The sequence below is a fragment of the Paraburkholderia sp. FW306-02-B genome (assembly GCF_058782725.1).
The window spans coordinates 1,355,487-1,371,417 of sequence record NZ_JBYSXZ010000001.1 but is presented as its reverse complement, the minus strand read 5'-3'; the positions used below and the strand labels follow the sequence as shown (position 1 = coordinate 1,371,417).

Genomic DNA, 15,931 nt, shown 5'->3' with positions numbered 1-15,931 from the left:
ATAGAGCGTGAATAAAGGGACCATGCCTGAATATCAACTCCCCAAACGCCGCCGCATCTTTCTGATGCGTCACGGCGACGTGACCTACTTCGACGACTCCGGACGCGCGATCGATCCTGAGACTGTGCCACTGAATGCCAACGGTCGCGAGCAGGCAAGCGCGGCAGGCCGCGTATTCGCCGGGCAGCAAGTCCGTTTCGATCGCGTGATCGTCAGCGGTTTGCCGCGCACGGTCGAAACCGCGCAGCGCGTATTGGCGCAAACCGGTCAACAGATCGAACTTGAGATCGAGCCCGCGTGGCAGGAAATTCGCGGCGGCAAGCTGGGCAGCATTCCACCGCAAGATATCGAAGCGGCATTTCTCGGGGTATTCGACGGCATCGTGTCGGAAAGCACACGCTTTCTCGACGGCGAAACTATCGGCGAGTTGTTCGATCGCGTGTTGCCCGCAGTGGCGGCGCTACGCGAGGACACGTCGTGGGATGCCGTGTTGCTCGTGCTGCACGGCGGCGTGAATCGCGCGATTCTGTCGCATGCGCTCACCGCCGGTGGACGCACCTTCTTCGGCCATCTGGCGCAGGCCACCGGCTGCATCAACGCGCTCGACGTCGGCGCCGCGCCGCGCGACTGGGTGCTGCGCACGATCAACTATTCACCGCCGTCGCCGCTGCATCGCGACGTCCGCAATACGACGATGGAAATGCTCTACGCACAATTCATTCATTACAAGCGTAGCTGAAACCGAACTGGAGGAGACATATGGTGCAAGCCACACAGAACGGCGAACCAGAACACAAACCGGATTATTCGGCCTTCGAGGGCACCCGTCCGGTCAACGAGCGACAACGCTTCGACAGCGATGCGCTCGCCGCGTGGCTGACCCAGCATGTCGACGGATTTTCCGGGCCGCTCACGCTCGAACAATTCGCCGGCGGCCAGTCGAATCCCACCTTCAAACTGGTCACGCCGTCGCGCTCATATGTGATGCGCGCGAAGCCCGGGCCGGCCGCGAAGTTGCTGCCTTCCGCGCACGCCGTCGAGCGCGAATACCGCGTGATGCATGCGCTCGCCGGCACCGACGTGCCGGTCGCGAAGATGCTCGCCTTGTGCGAGGACGAAAGCGTGATCGGCCGGGCGTTCTACGTGATGGAGTTCGTCGAAGGCCGCGTGTTGTGGGATCAGTCCTTGCCCGGCGTGACGCCGTCGGAGCGCGCGGCGATTTACGACGAAATGAATCGCGTTATCGCCGCATTGCATAGCGTCGACGTCGCGGCAGTCGGCCTCGCGGACTACGGCAAACCGGGCAATTACTTCGCACGCCAGATCGGCCGCTGGAGCAAGCAGTACATCGCGTCCGAAACCGAACCGATCGACGCGATGCAGCGCCTGATCGAATGGCTGCCGCAGCACATGCCGGCCGAAACGAGCGAGCGCGCTTCGGTCGTGCACGGCGACTACCGGCTCGACAATCTGATCTTCCATCCCAACGAGCCACGCGTGCTGGCGGTGCTTGACTGGGAACTGTCGACGCTCGGCGATCCGCTCGCCGATTTCGCGTATCACTGCATGGCGTGGCACGTCGATCCCGCGCAATTTCGCGGCATCGCCGGACTCGACTGGGCAGCGCTCGGCATTCCCGACGAAGCGCAATATGTCGAGCGCTATTGCAAGCGCACCGGCTTCGAGATCCACGGCGACTGGAACTTCTATCTGGCGTACAACATGTTCCGCATTGCCGCGATCCTGCAAGGGATCATGAAACGCGTCGTCGACGGCACCGCAGCCAGCGCGCAAGCGCTCGATGCCGGCCGTCGTGCCAGGCCGATGGCGGAACTCGCCTGGCGCTACGCACAGAAGGTGCGCTAACCGAATCGGCGCACCGAGTTGCGCGCCCGATCAAACGTCATTCGTCATCCGCGAGGTCATACATGAATTTCGATTACACCCCGAAGGTTCAGGCGCTGCGCGAGAAACTGCTCGCCTTCTTCGACGCGCACATTTACCCGAACGAACAAGCGTTCTACGCCGAAGTCGCGCGCAATCGTCAGAGCGGCAACGCATGGGTGCCGACCGACCTCATCGAGCAATTGAAACTGAAGGCGCGCGACGCCGGTTTGTGGAATCTGTTCCTGCCTGAATCCGTGCGTGGTGCCGGTCTGACGAACCTCGAATACGCACCGCTGTGCGAGATCATGGGCCGCGTGCCCTGGGCGCCGGAAGTGTTCAATTGCAATGCGCCCGACACCGGCAACATGGAAACGATCGAGCGCTACGGCAGCGACGACAACAAGCGCGAGTGGCTCGAACCGCTGCTGCAAGGTCAGATCCGTTCGGCGTTTCTGATGACCGAGCCGGAAGTGGCGTCGTCGGATGCGACCAATATCCAGACGAGCATCGTGCGCGAGGGCGATGCCTATGTGATCAACGGCCACAAGTGGTGGTCGTCCGGCGCGGGCGATCCCCGCTGCAAGGTGTATATCGTGATGGGCAAGACTGATCCCGAAGCGCCGCGCCATCAACAGCAGTCGATGATTCTGGTGCCGGCAGACGCCACCGGCATCACCGTGCACCGCCCTCTCACCGTTTTCGGCTATGACGACGCGCCGCACGGCCACATGGAAATCACGCTCGAAAACGTGCGCGTGCCGGCGGCCAATATGCTGCTCGGCGAAGGACGCGGCTTCGAGATCGCGCAAGGCCGCCTCGGACCGGGACGGATCCACCACTGCATGCGTTTGATCGGTCTCGCCGAGCGCGCGCTCGAACTGATGGCAAAACGCTCGATGCAACGCGTCGCGTTCGGCAAGCCGGTCGCCGCGCAAGGCGTCACACAGGAACGCCTTGCCGAAGCGCGTTGCATGATCGAACAGGCTCGCCTCCTGACGCTGAAGACCGCATACATGATGGACACGGTCGGCAACAAGGGCGCGCGCGGCGAGATCGCGATGATCAAGGTGGTCGCGCCGAACATGGCATGTCAGGTGATCGACTGGGCGATCCAGGCGCACGGCGGCGGCGGCGTCAGCGATGATTTTCCGCTGGCCTACGCTTATGCGTCCGCACGGACGCTGCGCTTTGCCGATGGTCCCGACGAAGTGCACCGCAATGCAATCGCCAAGCTCGAACTCGCGCGCCATATGGATCCGGGTGCAGCGGCTCGCGTGGAGACACCGATTACTCGGTTTTGAGGTTGACCGCGTGAACTCAGGGCTGGTTCTGGTGCCGCGAAGTTGACCTTCGGCGTGGCGCCGTCGCCAGCAGCATCGCTCGATCTGTGCTCTAATTTTCGCCAGTTGCGGCGCCCTTTGCGGCGCCGCTTTCACAAAACAAAGGAGCCACGATGATCGACGTCTATAGCTGGGCGACCCCGAATGGCCACAAAGTTCACATCATGCTCGAGGAAACGGGCCTCGCGTACACCGTGCACGGCGTGAACATCGGCACGGGTGACCAGTTCAAACCCGAATTCCTCGCCATCAGCCCGAACAACAAGATTCCGGCAATCGTCGATTCTGACGGCCCGAAGAGCATCGACGGCAAGCCGTTTTCGCTGTTCGAATCGGGCGCGATTCTGATCTATCTGGCCGAGAAAACCGGCAAGTTCCTGCCCCCCGACCCGGCCGCGCGCTATGCAACACTGCAATGGCTGATGTTCCAGATGGGCGGACTGGGTCCAATGCTCGGACAAACGCATCATTTCCGCATCTATGCGCCGGAGCCGATCGAATACGCGATCAATCGCTACACGAACGAGACGCGGCGCCTGTACGGCGTAATGGAAACGCAACTCGGCAAGACGCGCTATCTGGCGGGCAACGATTACACGATCGCGGATATCGCAGCATTCCCCTGGACACGCTCGTGGCAGAACCAGGGCATCGAACTGGATGCGTTTCCGAACGTGAAGCGCTGGCATGAGGAAATCGCCGCACGTCCGGCGGTGGTGCGCGGCGTCGACGTGCTGGCGTCGGCCCGCAAACCGCTCATGGACGACGAGGCCAAAGAGATGCTGTTCGGCGCGACGCAATACGCGAAGCACTAATCTTTCTCCGCGGCAATCGACACGACGCAAAAAAGCGCGAGCCGGCATCGATACCGCTTGCGCTTTTTTGTCCGGCATGTACCTGCTGAAAGCCTAGAAGTAATGCCGTGTGATGAACTCCGCGACACACACGGGCCGCTCACTGCCCAGCCGCTCCAGCGTCACATTCCACACGACCTGCACGCCGGCGTTGTCGACATCTTCGACTGACTCCACCGCAAAACTCGCGCGCAACTGCGAGCCGACCAGCACCGGCGACGTGAACCGCACTCTATTCAATCCGTAGTTGACGCCCATGCGCTGCTTGAGCGTCACTGTCTTTCCCAGCAGTGCTGGAATCAACGACAGCGTCATGAAGCCATGTGCGACCGGACCGCCGAACGGCGACTCACGCCGCGCCCGTTCGGGGTCGACGTGAATCCATTGGTGATCGCCAGTGGCCTCGGCGAAACGATCGACGCTGAGCTGATCGACCGTCAGCCACTCGCTGACGAGCGGTTGCGCGCCCACCAGCGCACGCAACGCCTGCGCATCGTCGAACGCCGCGGCAGCCGCCGCGCTGCCCGTCATGACGCGGCTTCCGGATCGCGCAGGCCGAACAACCCCTTCGAGCGCACGATGATCACCGTTTCGCCGTGCTGATTGATGCCTTCCCACTGCGTCGACACGATGCCGCGATCCGGCTTGCTCGCCGAGACGCGCTTGTCGAGCACGGCGTTCATCATGGTGATCGTGTCGCCGACGCGCACCGGTTTCAACCAGCGAATCTCGTCGATACCGGGCGAACCCATCGACGTGGAACCGGCGATCGTGTTGCGCACCAGCATGCCCATCATGACCGAACAGGTATGCCAGCCGCTTGCGACCAGGCCGCCGAACGGCGACTCGGCGGCGGCCATGTCGTCGACGTGAAACGGCTGGGGATCGAACTGCTCCGCAAACGCAACGATCTCCTCACGCGTGAACGTATGCTTGCCGATTTCGGTAGTCGTGCCGACCACCATGTCCTCAAAACTCAACCCCATCGTCGCACCTCTTCTTTGTTCGATCCAACCGGCTAATCAGGCTTCGGCGGTGACAAACCCCGGCAACGCAGCGAAACGCGCGAGATGGTGATCGACATCGCCCAACGTGGTTTCGATGATAGCAAGACGTTTGAACAGATGCGCCGCGGCCACTTCGTTCGTGACGCCCATGCCGCCGTGCAACTGCACCGCCTGCTGGCCGACGAAACGCGCGGCCTGGCCGACTCGCACCTTTGCAGCTGACACAGCACGACGGCGTTCGTCCGCGTCTGCGCTGGTGTAGCGCACGGCCGCCAGATAAGTCACTGAACGAGCCTGCTCGGCGTGAATCAGCATCTCGACCATACGATGCTGCAACGCCTGAAACCGCGCGATCGGCTGGCCGAATTGCTGGCGCGTCCTGGTGTAGTCGAGCGTGGCGTGGTTCAGCGCATCGAGCGCGCCAACCGCCTCCGCGCACAGCAGCACCGTGCCGTAATCCGCGATGTGCTCGAGCGTGGCCGCGCCGGCGTGTTTGCCGGCGAGCCGGCGCGCCGGCGTGCCCTGGAACTCGAGTGTTGCGGCGCGTTGACCGTCGATCGTACGATAGTCGGTCACTTTGACTCCGGTCGCATCGCGCGCGACCACGAACAGCGCGATCTCGCCGTTCAGCCGGGCCGGCACGATCCAGTAGTCAGCTTGCGCGCCGTGCAGCACGACCGACTTCGTGCCATTCAGCGTGTGCTGCTCGTCCTGCGCGGTCGCTGCCGTCTCGACCTCGAACAGATCGTAGCGGGCGTGCGGCTCGTGAAATGCCACCGCCAGCTTGATCTCGCCCTGGGCCGTGCGTTCGAGCAGCGATGCATCCTCGCCCTGCCCCGTGCCAGCCAGCCGCAGTGCTTCGATACCCACGGCGGTCGCCCAATACGGCTCGACGACCAAAGCGCGTCCCAACTCCTGCATGACCACCAGCATGTCGATCGGGCTGCCATTGAAGCCGCCTAGTGCTTCCGGCACCGGCAACGCGGTCAGGCCGAGTTCAGTGAAGGCCGACCAGTGCACATCCGACACGCCGGCTTCCGATTGCACGATCGCCTGGCGCGCTTCGAACCCGTAGCTCTTGTCCAGATAGCGGCGCAGTGCGTCGGCAAATTGCTGTTGTTCGTCGTTGAAAGTGAAGTCCATGCGCCGCTCCTCAAAGTCCGAGAATCATCTGCGCGATGATGTTCTTTTGAATTTCGTTCGAGCCGCCGTAAATCGACGTCTTGCGGAAGTTGAAGTAGTACGCGGCCAGCGGCGCGGCGTCATCGTCACCGGCGAGGCTGTGTTCGCGTTCGCCTTCGAGGAATCGCACGTCGAATGGCGCGGCGAGCGGCCCGATCGCTTCGACCATCAATTCGGTCAGACCTTGCTGCACTTCCGTGCCCTTGATCTTGAGCATCGATGCCTCCGGTCCCGGCCCGCGTCCGCCCGTTTCATTGGCGACGACGCGTTGCACGGTGACTTCGAGCGCCATCAACTCGATCTCCAGGCTCGCGACTTTCGCGGCGAACACAGGGTCATGCAGCAGCGGCTTGCCGTTCTTCTTCTGATCGAGCGCGAGGCGCTTCAGGAATACGAGTTCGCGCTTCGATTGGCCGACGCGGGCGATGCCCGTGCGTTCGTGCCCGAGCAGATACTTCGCATAGGTCCAGCCGCGGTTCTCTTCACCGACCAGATTGTCGACTGGCACTTTCACGTCTTCGAAAAAGACTTCGTTGACTTCGTGATCTTCGTCGAGCGTGATGATCGGGCGCACTGTGATGCCCGGCGTTTTCATGTCGATCAGCAGGAACGAGATGCCCTCCTGCTTCTTCGCACCGCTGTCAGTGCGCACGAGGCAGAACATCATGTCGGCGTATTGGCCGAGCGTGGTCCAGGTTTTCTGACCGTTGACGACGTAATGATCGCCAACGCGCTCGGCGCGCGTGCGCAGCGAGGCCAGATCCGACCCGGAGCCGGGCTCCGAATAACCTTGGCACCACCAGTCCGTACCGTCGAGAATACGCGGCAGATAGTGACGCTTCTGCGCCTCGTTGCCGTACTTCATCAGCACCGGCGCCACCATCGAAACGCCGAACGGCAGCACGGAAGGCGCGCCGATACGCGCGCACTCTTCGTCCCAGATGTGCCGGCGCGTCGCGTCCCAGCCCGGGCCGCCGTATTCTTTCGGCCAGGCGATCACCGACCAGCCACGCGTGCCAAGCAATTTGTGCCAGCTTGCGAAGTCGTCGCGATTCAGACGCTTGTGGTTGAGTACTTTGTCGCTCAGCTCGCGACGCAGATTCGCTTCGAGCCAGGCGCGGATGTCGGCGCGGAACGCGTCGTCAGCAGGGGAATAGTCCAGATTCATGCGTAGTGTCTCCTGGCCGCAACCACCCGCCGCCAGTGAGCCTCTGCGCTATTGCAGCGGTTCCTTCAAGGCAGCCGGGACCGGCAGCGGCATCACTTCGATGCCTTCTTCGACCAAAGCTCTCGCGTCTTCCGGTGTCGTGACACCGCGAATATTGCGTGCTGGCGCTTCGTTGTAGTGAATGCGCCGTGCTTCCTCGGCGAAGCGGTCGCCCACGTTCTCAGTCTTTTCCAGTACCTCGCGCAATGCGCGCATCACGCGCGCCTGCATGTCCTCCGCGCCCGCCGGGACTTTTGTGTCAGTCGCACCCGACAGATTCAGGCGAGGCGCCGACGGCAAACGGCTCACTTCGTTCGCACCGCAGATCGGACATTCGACGAGCTTGCGGGACTGCTGCGATTCGAAGTCATCAGCCGAAGCAAACCAGCCTTCGAACCGATGGCCATGCGGACACTGTAAATCGAGGACCTTCATGTGGAATCAGGGCTTGCGTGCCAGTTTAGCGCAAAATGGAAATTTGTGAACGGTCGTTCGTAAAATTTTACGGACGGCGCATTGACGCCGGGTGTCGCCGAATAAATCGAACGCGTGGCCGATTTTAACCCTTTGCGCAACGGGCTGCCGAAGGCGGGCTCAGCGGCAAGTGACTGACGAAATCAGCCGCAGGATAAGCTGCCGCGCCAAGGCTCCGTATCCAAACGTCGATACTAATCGGTGAAGCACACCGATTCGATACCGTACCCAGCAATAACGAAGCCCCTGCCGGTCATAGACCAACAGGGGCTTTTTGCGGATATTCCAACTGGCCGCGACGCGCGCCTATCCTTCTGGCAGGCTAACCGCCGAACGCGATTGCGGCTCCGCGGTCGGCCACGTACCCGACAAAACCTTCTCCAGCCAGAACGTGCCGATGATCGTTTTTACGTCAGTGATCTTACCGGTGCGCACCCATTCGGACACTTCGGCGACGCTGGCCGTGAACAGTTCGAGGAACTCGCCGTCGTCGAGTTTGCGCTCGCCAGCGGTCAAACCGCGCGCGAGGTAGATATCGATGAATTCGGTCGAGTAGGAAATGATCGGGTGAACGCGCGTCAGATAGACGTATTCGCGCGCGGTGTAGCCGGTTTCTTCCTGCAACTCACGCTTTGCGCATGCCAACGCGCCTTCGTTCGGGTCGAGCTTGCCCGCCGGATACTCCACCATGACCTTGCCCATCGGATAGCGGTACTGGCTTTCCATCAATACGCGGCCGTCGTCGAACAGCGGGATCACCATCACGGCGCCCGGATGCTGAACGTATTCGCGAGTTGCGTGCTTGCCGTCCGGCAAGCGGACGGTATCGCACTTGAGCGTGAGGAACGGCCCTTGATGGACCGTTCTGCTCTCGAGGCAGGTCTCGGTGAGTACGGCGTCGTGATCGGGAAGTTCAGCCATTTGCGACCTCAGGACAGCTTGGTGCGCGACGGCGAGACGCCGTCAGCGACGTTTGACGAGATACTGAAAGGTGAAGCCGGGAAACGCGAACACGACGAACAGAGCGAACGTGATCGCATAGAACTGCCACCCTTGTTCGAAGCGGTTACCAGCACGCGCTTCGAGCAGAAAACCGAGCGCGCCGACCACGAAGTACAGCACGATCAGTTCGGCAATCCGGATCCACGGGCTCTTCTTCGCCGCTTTCAACGGCACCGCGGCGAAGAGACGCTGATTCAGGAACGGCAGGTTGGCGCCGACCAGCGCCAACAACACGATAAACCAACCCGCCGCCGACATCAGAGCAGCAGCGTGTGCTGGATTGCCTGCAGGCAGGCCTTCAGCAGCGGATCCGGCACGATGCCGAGCACCAGCACGGCAACACCATTGAGCGCGAGCAAGGCACGCGTGCTGGTGTCAGCGTGGATCGGCGACTTGTCTTGCGGCTCGTCGAAGTACATCAGCTTGACGATACGCAAGTAGTAGAACGCGCCAAACAGCGACGTGATCACAGCCAACACGGTCAGCCACGTCAAACCGGCGTTCATCGTAGCCTGCAGCACCGCGAGCTTGGCGTAGAAGCCGACCGCAGGCGGGATGCCGGCGAGCGAGAACATCATCACCATCATCACGAACGCGAACACCGGGCTGCGTTGGTTCAGGCCCTTGAAGTCTTCGAGCGTATCCGCTTCGAAATCGCGGCGCGCCAGCAGCATGATGACGCCGAAGGTGCCCATCGTCGTGATCAGGTAGACGATGCTGTAGAACATGGCCGAGCCGTACGCGTTGGCCGCGCCGGTCGTCTTCTGATCCACCACGCCTGCCAGCAGGCCCAGCAGCACGAAGCCCATGTTCGAGATCGCCGAGTACGCAAGCATGCGCTTGACGTTGCGTTGCACGATACCGGTGATATTGCCGACGATCAGCGACAGCGCGGCCATAATCACCAGCATTTGCTGCCATTCGACCGCGAGCGGCAGCAGACCCATCACGAGGAAGCGCAGACCCCACGCGAATGCCGCGACCTTCGGACCACCGCCGACCATCAGCGTCATCGCCGTCGGCGCGCCTTGATAAACGTCCGGCACCCACATATGGAACGGGACCGCGCCCATCTTGAACGCCACGCCGGCCACGATGAAGATCACGCCGAACAGCAGCACGCTCGGATCGTAGTGGCTCGTGCCGATTGCCTTGAACACTTCGTTCAGGTCGAGCGAGCCGGTCGCGCCGTACAGCATCGAGATGCCGTACAGCAGGAAACCCGAAGCCAGCGCGCCGAGCACGTAGTACTTCATTGCAGCTTCGTTCGACGGCGCCGCTTCACGACGCAGTGCGATCGCGGCATACAGCGACAGCGACATCAGTTCCAGACCGAGGTACAGCGTCAGGAAGTTGTTGCCGGAGATCATCACCAGTTGGCCGAGCAGCGAGAACATGCCCAGCAGGAAGAAGTCACCGCGGAACAGATCGCGATCTTCGAGGTACTTGCGCGAATAAACGATCGACAAGGCATAGCCGAGCGTCACCACCGCTTTCATCAGGTTGGCGAACGAATCCACCACGTACATGTGCCCGAAGAAATAATGCACTTGCGGGTCGAAAGCGTTCAGCGCGAACCAGACGCCGGCGATCAGCGTCGAGAACAGCGCGATGAAATACGTGGTGCGGCGACCGGCCTGGCCGACGAACGTGTCGTTGAGCCACGCGACGACAACGGCGAGCATCACCAGTGCGTCGGGCAACAGAGCAGTCATAGGGGCGTTTTGCATGGTCTTTAAATTCCTCCGCTCTGCATTACTGTGGCAACGGCAGCTTTGACTGCGCGACGTGGGAGAGGAGGTTTTCCACGGATACGTGCATCACATCGGTAAAGGGCTTCGGATACAGGCCCATGAACAGCGTCAGTGCGGCGAGCACCGCCATCATGAAGAACTCGCGGCGGTTGATGTCGAGCAGGCCCTTCACGTGATTGTTGGCGACCGCGCCGAAGTACACGCGCTTGTACATCCACAGCGTGTAGGCCGCGCCGAGAATCAGCGTGACTGCCGCACCGCCTGCGATCCAGAAGTTGTACTGGACCGCGGCCAGAATCACCATGAACTCGCCGACGAAACCGGAAGTGCCCGGCAAGCCGCAATTGGCCATCGAGAACAGCATCACGAACGCCGCGAACTTCGGCATCACGTTGACCACGCCGCCGTAATCGGCGATCTGACGCGAGTGCATACGGTCGTACAGCACGCCGATGCTCAGGAACATCGCGCCCGACACGAAACCGTGCGAGATCATCTGCACGATCGCGCCTTCCACGCCGAGCTGGTTGAAGATGAAGAAGCCGAGCGTCACAAAACCCATGTGCGCGATCGACGAATACGCCACCAGCTTCTTCATGTCGGACTGGACCATCGCGACCAGACCAATGTAGATCACCGCGATCAGCGACAGCGTGATGACGACCGGCGCAAGGAAGTGGCTCGCGTCCGGCGTGATCGGCAGCGAGAAGCGCACGAAACCGTACGCGCCCAGCTTCAGCATGATAGCGGCCAGCACGACCGAGCCGCCGGTCGGCGCTTCCACGTGGGCGTCAGGCAACCACGTATGCACTGGCCACATCGGCACCTTCACGGCGAACGCCAGGAAGAACGCTATGAATAACAACACCTGCGGGGTCATGGCAATCTGCATGTTCTGCCACGTCGCGAGGTCGAAGGTACCGGTCTGGATGTACAGGTACAACAACGCGACCAGCATCAGCAGCGACCCCATCAGCGTGTACAGGAAGAACTTGAACGCCGCGTACACGCGGTTCGATCCACCCCACACGCCGATGATGATGTACATCGGAATCAGCGTCGCTTCGAAGAACACGTAGAACAGCATGCCGTCCGCTGCGCTGAACACGCCGACCATGATGCCGGACAGGATCAGGAACGAAGCGAGGTATTGCGCCACATTCTTCGTGATCACTTCCCACGCGGAGATCACGACGATCACCGTGATCACTGCGGTCAACACGACGAACCACATCGAGATGCCGTCGACACCCAGGTGATACGTGATGTTGAAGCGCTCGATCCAGTTCGCCTTTTCGACGAACTGCAACTCGGCGCTGCTCGAATCAAAACCGGTAATCAGCGGGATCGTCACGATGAAGCTGACGACCGAGCCGATCAGCGCAATCCAGCGCGCTGGAGCCGGGTTCCGGTCGGAACCGATAGCCAGAACCAGGAGACCGACGAGGATCGGCAACCAGATCGCAATACTGAGAATCGGATAAGCGTGCATTAGTGTCCCTCGCCTTATTTGCCGCCGAGCGTTACAAACAGGGTCAGGAGCCCCAACATGCCGATAATCATGGCGAACGCGTAGTGATAGATGTAGCCGGACTGGAGGAAGCGGATCACGCTGGCAAACCAGCCAATGAAGCGCGCGCTGCCGTTGACGATACCGTCGATGACCACGACGTCGCCTTCCTTCCAGAGACCACGGCCAATTGCCACGGCGCCCCGCGCGAACACGACTTCGTTGATCTTGTCCATGTAGTACTTGTTGTCGAGCAGCGCGTAGATCGGCGGGAACCTGCGACGGAAGACCGCCGGCAGCTCAGGACGCTTCAGATACAGGAACCACGCGACCACGATACCTGCGAGCGCCAGCCACACCGGCAGACCCGACACCGAGTGCAGACCCATCGCGGCCCAGCCGTGGAATTCCTCTGTCATTTCCTGCAGCGCCGGATGGTTTGCGCCGATGAAGATCACCTTATCGAACGCCACACCGTGCTGGAAGAAGTCGCCAAACAGCATCGGGCCGACCGCGATCGCACCGATCACCACCGATGGAATAGCGAGCAGGACCAGCGGCACCCACACTACCCACGGCGTTTCGTGCGGAACGTGCGCGTGGTCGTGATCGTCGTGGCCGGCGTGCGCGGTCGCTTCCGCGCCGTGCCCGTGGTGATTGCCCCACTCCTTCGGGTGGCGGAAGCGCTCTTCACCGTGGAATACCATGAAGTACATGCGGAACGAATACAGCGCGGTGACGAACACGCTTGCGACCACCGCGAAGTAGGCGAAGCCTGAACCCGGCAGATGCGACAGCTTCACTGCATCGATGATCGAGTCTTTCGAATAGAAGCCCGAGAAGAACGGCGTACCGATCAGCGCCAGCGAACCGGCCAGCGACGTGATCCACGTGATCGGCATGTACTTGCGCAGGCCGCCCATGTTGCGCATGTCCTGATCGTGGTGCATGCCGATGATCACGGAACCCGCACCGAGGAACAGCAGCGCCTTGAAGAACGCGTGCGTCATCAGGTGGAAGATGGCGACCGGATAAGCCGACACGCCGAGTGCAACCGTCATGTAGCCGAGCTGCGACAGCGTCGAGTACGCGACCACGCGCTTGATGTCGTTCTGGACGATCCCGAGGAAGCCCATGAACAGCGCCGTAATCGCACCGATCACCGTCACGAACGACAGCGCGCTATCCGACAGTTCGAACAGCGGCGACATGCGCGCGACCATGAAGATACCGGCCGTCACCATGGTTGCCGCGTGAATCAGTGCGGAGATCGGGGTCGGGCCTTCCATCGAATCCGGCAGCCAGACGTGCAGCGGGAACTGTGCCGACTTACCCATCGCGCCGATGAAGAGGCAGATGCAAGCGACCGTCAGCAAGCCCCAGTCCGTGCCTGGGAAGCTCAATGCCGCGAGTTCGGTGCGCTTCGCGAACACGTCGCCGTAGTTCATCGAACCGGCGAAAGCGAACAGCAGGCCGATGCCGAGCAGGAACCCGAAGTCGCCGATGCGGTTCACGATGAACGCTTTCATGTTCGCGTAGATCGCGCTCTCACGGGTGAAGTAGAAGCCGATCAGCAGGTACGACACCAGACCCACCGCTTCCCAGCCGAAGAACAGCTGCAGGAAGTTGTTGCTCATCACGAGCATCAGCATCGAGAACGTGAACAGCGCGATGTACGAGAAGAAGCGCTGGTAGCCGTCGTCTTCGGCCATGTAGCCGATCGTGTAGATGTGCACCATCAGCGACACGAAGGTCACCACGCACATCATCATCGCCGTCAGCGAGTCGACCAGGAACCCGACCTCGAACTTCGTCTTGCCGATCGCCATCCATTCGTAGACGGTCGCGTTGAAGCTCGCGCCGTGCATCACCTGGAAGAAGACGATGGCCGAGAGGATGAAGGAGATCGCGACGCCGAGGATCGTCACCGTGTGCGCACCGGCTCGCCCTACCGCTTTCCCGAACAACCCCGCAATCAGGGAGCCGGCCAGCGGTGCCAGCGGGATCGCCAGCAGCAGGTTTTCATTGAGTGTCGTTGACATAACAGCTTTACCTGAAATTAACCTTTGAGCTGATCGAGATCCTCGACATTGATCGTGTCGAGGCTACGGAACAGGGTCACCAGAATTGCGAGGCCGATCGCCGATTCCGCTGCCGCAACCGTCAGCACGAAGAAGACGAAGATCTGGCCATGCACGTCGCCGAGGTAATGCGAGAACGCGACAAAATTGGTGTTCACCGCCAGCAGCATCAGCTCGATCGCCATCAGGATGATGATGACGTTGCGACGGTTCAGGAAAATGCCGACGACGCTAATCGCAAACAGGATTGCGCCAAGGACGAGGTAATGAGCTAGGGTCAACATGATTTTTATCTCCTGTCCGCTCAGCCGTTCTTGCCGGCCGCAGAGTCGGCCGCTGCCGCGGCTTCTTCCGCTGCGAGAGTCGCCGCGGTTTTTTCCGATGCCATCTTCACGACGCGCACACGATCCTGAGCACGCACCTTGACCTGCTCGCTGACATTCTGGCGCTTGCTGTCTTTCTTGTGGCTCGTGGTCAGTGCGATCGCCGCGATGATCGCGACCAGCAGCACGAGACCGGCCACTTCGAACGCGAAGATGTAGTCGGTGTAGATGATCTTGCCGATGATGCGGGTGTTCGACCAACCGGCCATCCCGTTGGCGGCAGCCGAGGTGTCGCGCAGCGCCGTCGCGGTCGCGCCGTAGCCGTGCCACAGGATCAGCGCGGTTTCGATCACGATGATCGCGCCCACCAGGGTCGCCATCGGCACGAAGCGTTTGAAGTCGCGCCGCAGCACGTCGATATTGATGTCCAGCATCATCACGACGAACAGGAACAGCACCATCACCGCGCCGACGTAGACCAGCACCAGCAGGATCGCGAGAAACTCGGCCTGCAGCAGCATCCAGATCGCCGCCGCGTTGAAGAACGCCAGCACCAGAAACAGTGCGGACGACACCGGGTTGCGCGAGGTGATCACCTTCAGCCCTGATACAACCAGGAGCAGCGCGAAGATGTAGAACAGTACGGTCGTGAATTCCATGATTACCGGTTCATCGTTAGGCCATCGTCAGGCATTGTTCTTTGGCTCGTGCATCTGGCAAAAAAGCCGCACAGCTGCGCCATGCCGCGGCAGTGAAACCGCGGCGCTCGGCCCGACAACAGGCCGTTTTACGTCTTACTGCATCAAACAGAAGCGTCTCAACGATACGGTGCGTCAGCTGCCTTGTTTGCAGCGATCTCCGCTTCGTAGCGATCGCCAACGGCCAGCAGCATTTCTTTCGTGAAGTACAGATCGCCGCGCTTTTCGCCGTGATATTCGAGAATGTGCGTCTCGACGATCGAATCGACGGGGCAGCTTTCTTCGCAGAAACCGCAGAAGATGCACTTGGTCAGGTCGATGTCATAACGCGTCGTGCGGCGCGTGTTGTCCGCGCGCGTTTCCGATTCGATCGTGATGGCGAGTGCCGGGCACACCGCTTCGCACAGCTTGCAGGCGATGCAGCGTTCTTCACCGTTTTCATAGCGGCGCAGCGCGTGCAGGCCGCGAAAACGCGGCGAAATCGGGGTCTTCTCTTCCGGGAACTGCACCGTGATCTTGCGCTGGAACGCGTAACGTCCCGTCAGCGCGAGGCCCTTAAGCAATTCCGTCAGGAAGAAGGTCTTGAAGAAGTTTTGGATTGCGGTCATGGGT

17 protein-coding genes are annotated in these 15,931 nt (G+C 61.1%); 4 read left to right on the top strand and 13 right to left on the bottom strand.

Features of this window, described 5'->3' with window-relative positions:
• Nucleotides 1-22: 22 nt before the first annotated feature.
• The 4 genes from AC3WOG_RS06035 to AC3WOG_RS06020 all read left to right on the top strand — a co-directional run bounded on the left by AC3WOG_RS06035 (nt 23) and on the right by AC3WOG_RS06020 (nt 4,042).
• Nucleotides 23-739: a histidine phosphatase family protein gene (locus tag AC3WOG_RS06035; RefSeq protein ID WP_492579729.1), complete on the top strand. Its 717-nt coding sequence runs from the start codon at nt 23-25 to the stop codon at nt 737-739.
• A 20-nt stretch (nt 740-759) separates the two neighbouring features.
• Nucleotides 760-1,866 carry a phosphotransferase gene (locus tag AC3WOG_RS06030; RefSeq protein WP_492577133.1) on the top strand — a complete coding sequence of 369 codons (1,107 nt, stop codon included), beginning with the start codon at nt 760-762 and terminating at the stop codon, nt 1,864-1,866.
• Between the two features lie 62 nt (nt 1,867-1,928).
• Complete coding sequence (locus tag AC3WOG_RS06025) at nt 1,929-3,188, top strand: acyl-CoA dehydrogenase family protein (protein WP_492577132.1); 1,260 nt, start codon at nt 1,929-1,931, stop codon at nt 3,186-3,188.
• A gap of 152 nt (nt 3,189-3,340) precedes the next feature.
• Nucleotides 3,341-4,042 (top strand): glutathione binding-like protein, encoded by a 702-nt coding sequence (locus AC3WOG_RS06020; protein ID WP_492577131.1) that lies wholly within the window; start codon nt 3,341-3,343, stop codon nt 4,040-4,042.
• A 93-nt stretch (nt 4,043-4,135) separates the two neighbouring features.
• On the opposite strand, the gene AC3WOG_RS06015 is transcribed toward AC3WOG_RS06020, so the two are convergent.
• The 13 genes from AC3WOG_RS06015 to nuoI all read right to left on the bottom strand — a co-directional run bounded on the left by AC3WOG_RS06015 (nt 4,136) and on the right by nuoI (nt 15,927).
• Nucleotides 4,136-4,612 (bottom strand): MaoC family dehydratase, encoded by a 477-nt coding sequence (locus AC3WOG_RS06015; protein WP_492577130.1) that lies wholly within the window; start codon nt 4,610-4,612, stop codon nt 4,136-4,138.
• The gene (locus tag AC3WOG_RS06010; RefSeq protein ID WP_492577129.1) at nt 4,609-5,067 is read right to left on the bottom strand and encodes a MaoC family dehydratase; all 459 of its coding nucleotides are present in this window, start codon (nt 5,065-5,067) and stop codon (nt 4,609-4,611) included. Before AC3WOG_RS06010 ends, AC3WOG_RS06015 begins: the two co-directional genes overlap by 4 nt.
• 36 nt (nt 5,068-5,103) lie before the next feature.
• Complete coding sequence (locus tag AC3WOG_RS06005; RefSeq protein WP_492577128.1) at nt 5,104-6,231, bottom strand: acyl-CoA dehydrogenase family protein; 1,128 nt, start codon at nt 6,229-6,231, stop codon at nt 5,104-5,106.
• Between the two features lie 10 nt (nt 6,232-6,241).
• Nucleotides 6,242-7,438, bottom strand: coding sequence for an acyl-CoA dehydrogenase family protein (locus tag AC3WOG_RS06000; protein WP_492577127.1), 1,197 nt, complete (start codon nt 7,436-7,438; stop codon nt 6,242-6,244).
• 48 nt (nt 7,439-7,486) lie between these two features.
• A complete protein-coding gene (locus AC3WOG_RS05995; protein WP_492577126.1) occupies nt 7,487-7,912 on the bottom strand; it encodes a DUF1178 family protein in 426 nt (141 codons plus the stop codon).
• A 345-nt stretch (nt 7,913-8,257) separates the two neighbouring features.
• Nucleotides 8,258-8,872, bottom strand: coding sequence for an NUDIX domain-containing protein (locus tag AC3WOG_RS05990; protein WP_492577125.1), 615 nt, complete (start codon nt 8,870-8,872; stop codon nt 8,258-8,260).
• A 42-nt stretch (nt 8,873-8,914) separates the two neighbouring features.
• The gene (locus AC3WOG_RS05985) at nt 8,915-9,211 is read right to left on the bottom strand and encodes a DUF2818 family protein (protein ID WP_492577124.1); all 297 of its coding nucleotides are present in this window, start codon (nt 9,209-9,211) and stop codon (nt 8,915-8,917) included.
• Nucleotides 9,211-10,683 (bottom strand): NADH-quinone oxidoreductase subunit NuoN, encoded by a 1,473-nt coding sequence (nuoN, locus tag AC3WOG_RS05980; protein ID WP_492577123.1) that lies wholly within the window; start codon nt 10,681-10,683, stop codon nt 9,211-9,213. The genes AC3WOG_RS05985 and nuoN overlap by 1 nt, the downstream gene beginning before the upstream one ends.
• Before the next feature lie 25 nt (nt 10,684-10,708).
• The gene (locus AC3WOG_RS05975; protein WP_492577122.1) at nt 10,709-12,199 is read right to left on the bottom strand and encodes an NADH-quinone oxidoreductase subunit M; all 1,491 of its coding nucleotides are present in this window, start codon (nt 12,197-12,199) and stop codon (nt 10,709-10,711) included.
• Between the two features lie 14 nt (nt 12,200-12,213).
• Complete coding sequence (gene nuoL, locus AC3WOG_RS05970) at nt 12,214-14,259, bottom strand: NADH-quinone oxidoreductase subunit L (RefSeq protein ID WP_492577121.1); 2,046 nt, start codon at nt 14,257-14,259, stop codon at nt 12,214-12,216.
• Between the two features lie 17 nt (nt 14,260-14,276).
• Nucleotides 14,277-14,582, bottom strand: coding sequence for an NADH-quinone oxidoreductase subunit NuoK (gene nuoK / locus AC3WOG_RS05965; protein WP_410834353.1), 306 nt, complete (start codon nt 14,580-14,582; stop codon nt 14,277-14,279).
• Nucleotides 14,583-14,602: 20 nt separating this feature from the next.
• Complete coding sequence (locus AC3WOG_RS05960; RefSeq protein WP_492577120.1) at nt 14,603-15,280, bottom strand: NADH-quinone oxidoreductase subunit J; 678 nt, start codon at nt 15,278-15,280, stop codon at nt 14,603-14,605.
• A gap of 158 nt (nt 15,281-15,438) precedes the next feature.
• On the bottom strand, nt 15,439-15,927 hold the full coding sequence (gene nuoI, locus AC3WOG_RS05955) for an NADH-quinone oxidoreductase subunit NuoI (RefSeq protein ID WP_090803773.1): 489 nt from the start codon (nt 15,925-15,927) through the stop codon (nt 15,439-15,441).
• Nucleotides 15,928-15,931: the final 4 nt, after the last annotated feature.

Bases quoted from the DNA above. Each gene is read 5' to 3' on its own strand.
- AC3WOG_RS06035 (WP_492579729.1), top strand. From the start codon at position 23: ATGCCTGAATATCAACTCCCCAAACGCCGCCGCATCTTTCTGATGCGT.
- AC3WOG_RS06030 (WP_492577133.1), top strand. From the start codon at position 760: ATGGTGCAAGCCACACAGAACGGCGAACCAGAACACAAACCGGATTAT.
- AC3WOG_RS06025 (WP_492577132.1), top strand. From the start codon at position 1,929: ATGAATTTCGATTACACCCCGAAGGTTCAGGCGCTGCGCGAGAAACTG.
- AC3WOG_RS06020 (WP_492577131.1), top strand. From the start codon at position 3,341: ATGATCGACGTCTATAGCTGGGCGACCCCGAATGGCCACAAAGTTCAC.
- AC3WOG_RS06015 (WP_492577130.1), bottom strand. From the start codon at position 4,612: ATGACGGGCAGCGCGGCGGCTGCCGCGGCGTTCGACGATGCGCAGGCG.
- AC3WOG_RS06010 (WP_492577129.1), bottom strand. From the start codon at position 5,067: ATGGGGTTGAGTTTTGAGGACATGGTGGTCGGCACGACTACCGAAATC.
- AC3WOG_RS06005 (WP_492577128.1), bottom strand. From the start codon at position 6,231: ATGGACTTCACTTTCAACGACGAACAACAGCAATTTGCCGACGCACTG.
- AC3WOG_RS06000 (WP_492577127.1), bottom strand. From the start codon at position 7,438: ATGAATCTGGACTATTCCCCTGCTGACGACGCGTTCCGCGCCGACATC.
- AC3WOG_RS05995 (WP_492577126.1), bottom strand. From the start codon at position 7,912: ATGAAGGTCCTCGATTTACAGTGTCCGCATGGCCATCGGTTCGAAGGC.
- AC3WOG_RS05990 (WP_492577125.1), bottom strand. From the start codon at position 8,872: ATGGCTGAACTTCCCGATCACGACGCCGTACTCACCGAGACCTGCCTC.
- AC3WOG_RS05985 (WP_492577124.1), bottom strand. From the start codon at position 9,211: ATGTCGGCGGCGGGTTGGTTTATCGTGTTGTTGGCGCTGGTCGGCGCC.
- nuoN (WP_492577123.1), bottom strand. From the start codon at position 10,683: ATGCAAAACGCCCCTATGACTGCTCTGTTGCCCGACGCACTGGTGATG.
- AC3WOG_RS05975 (WP_492577122.1), bottom strand. From the start codon at position 12,199: ATGCACGCTTATCCGATTCTCAGTATTGCGATCTGGTTGCCGATCCTC.
- nuoL (WP_492577121.1), bottom strand. From the start codon at position 14,259: ATGTCAACGACACTCAATGAAAACCTGCTGCTGGCGATCCCGCTGGCA.
- nuoK (WP_410834353.1), bottom strand. From the start codon at position 14,582: ATGTTGACCCTAGCTCATTACCTCGTCCTTGGCGCAATCCTGTTTGCG.
- AC3WOG_RS05960 (WP_492577120.1), bottom strand. From the start codon at position 15,280: ATGGAATTCACGACCGTACTGTTCTACATCTTCGCGCTGCTCCTGGTT.
- nuoI (WP_090803773.1), bottom strand. From the start codon at position 15,927: ATGACCGCAATCCAAAACTTCTTCAAGACCTTCTTCCTGACGGAATTG.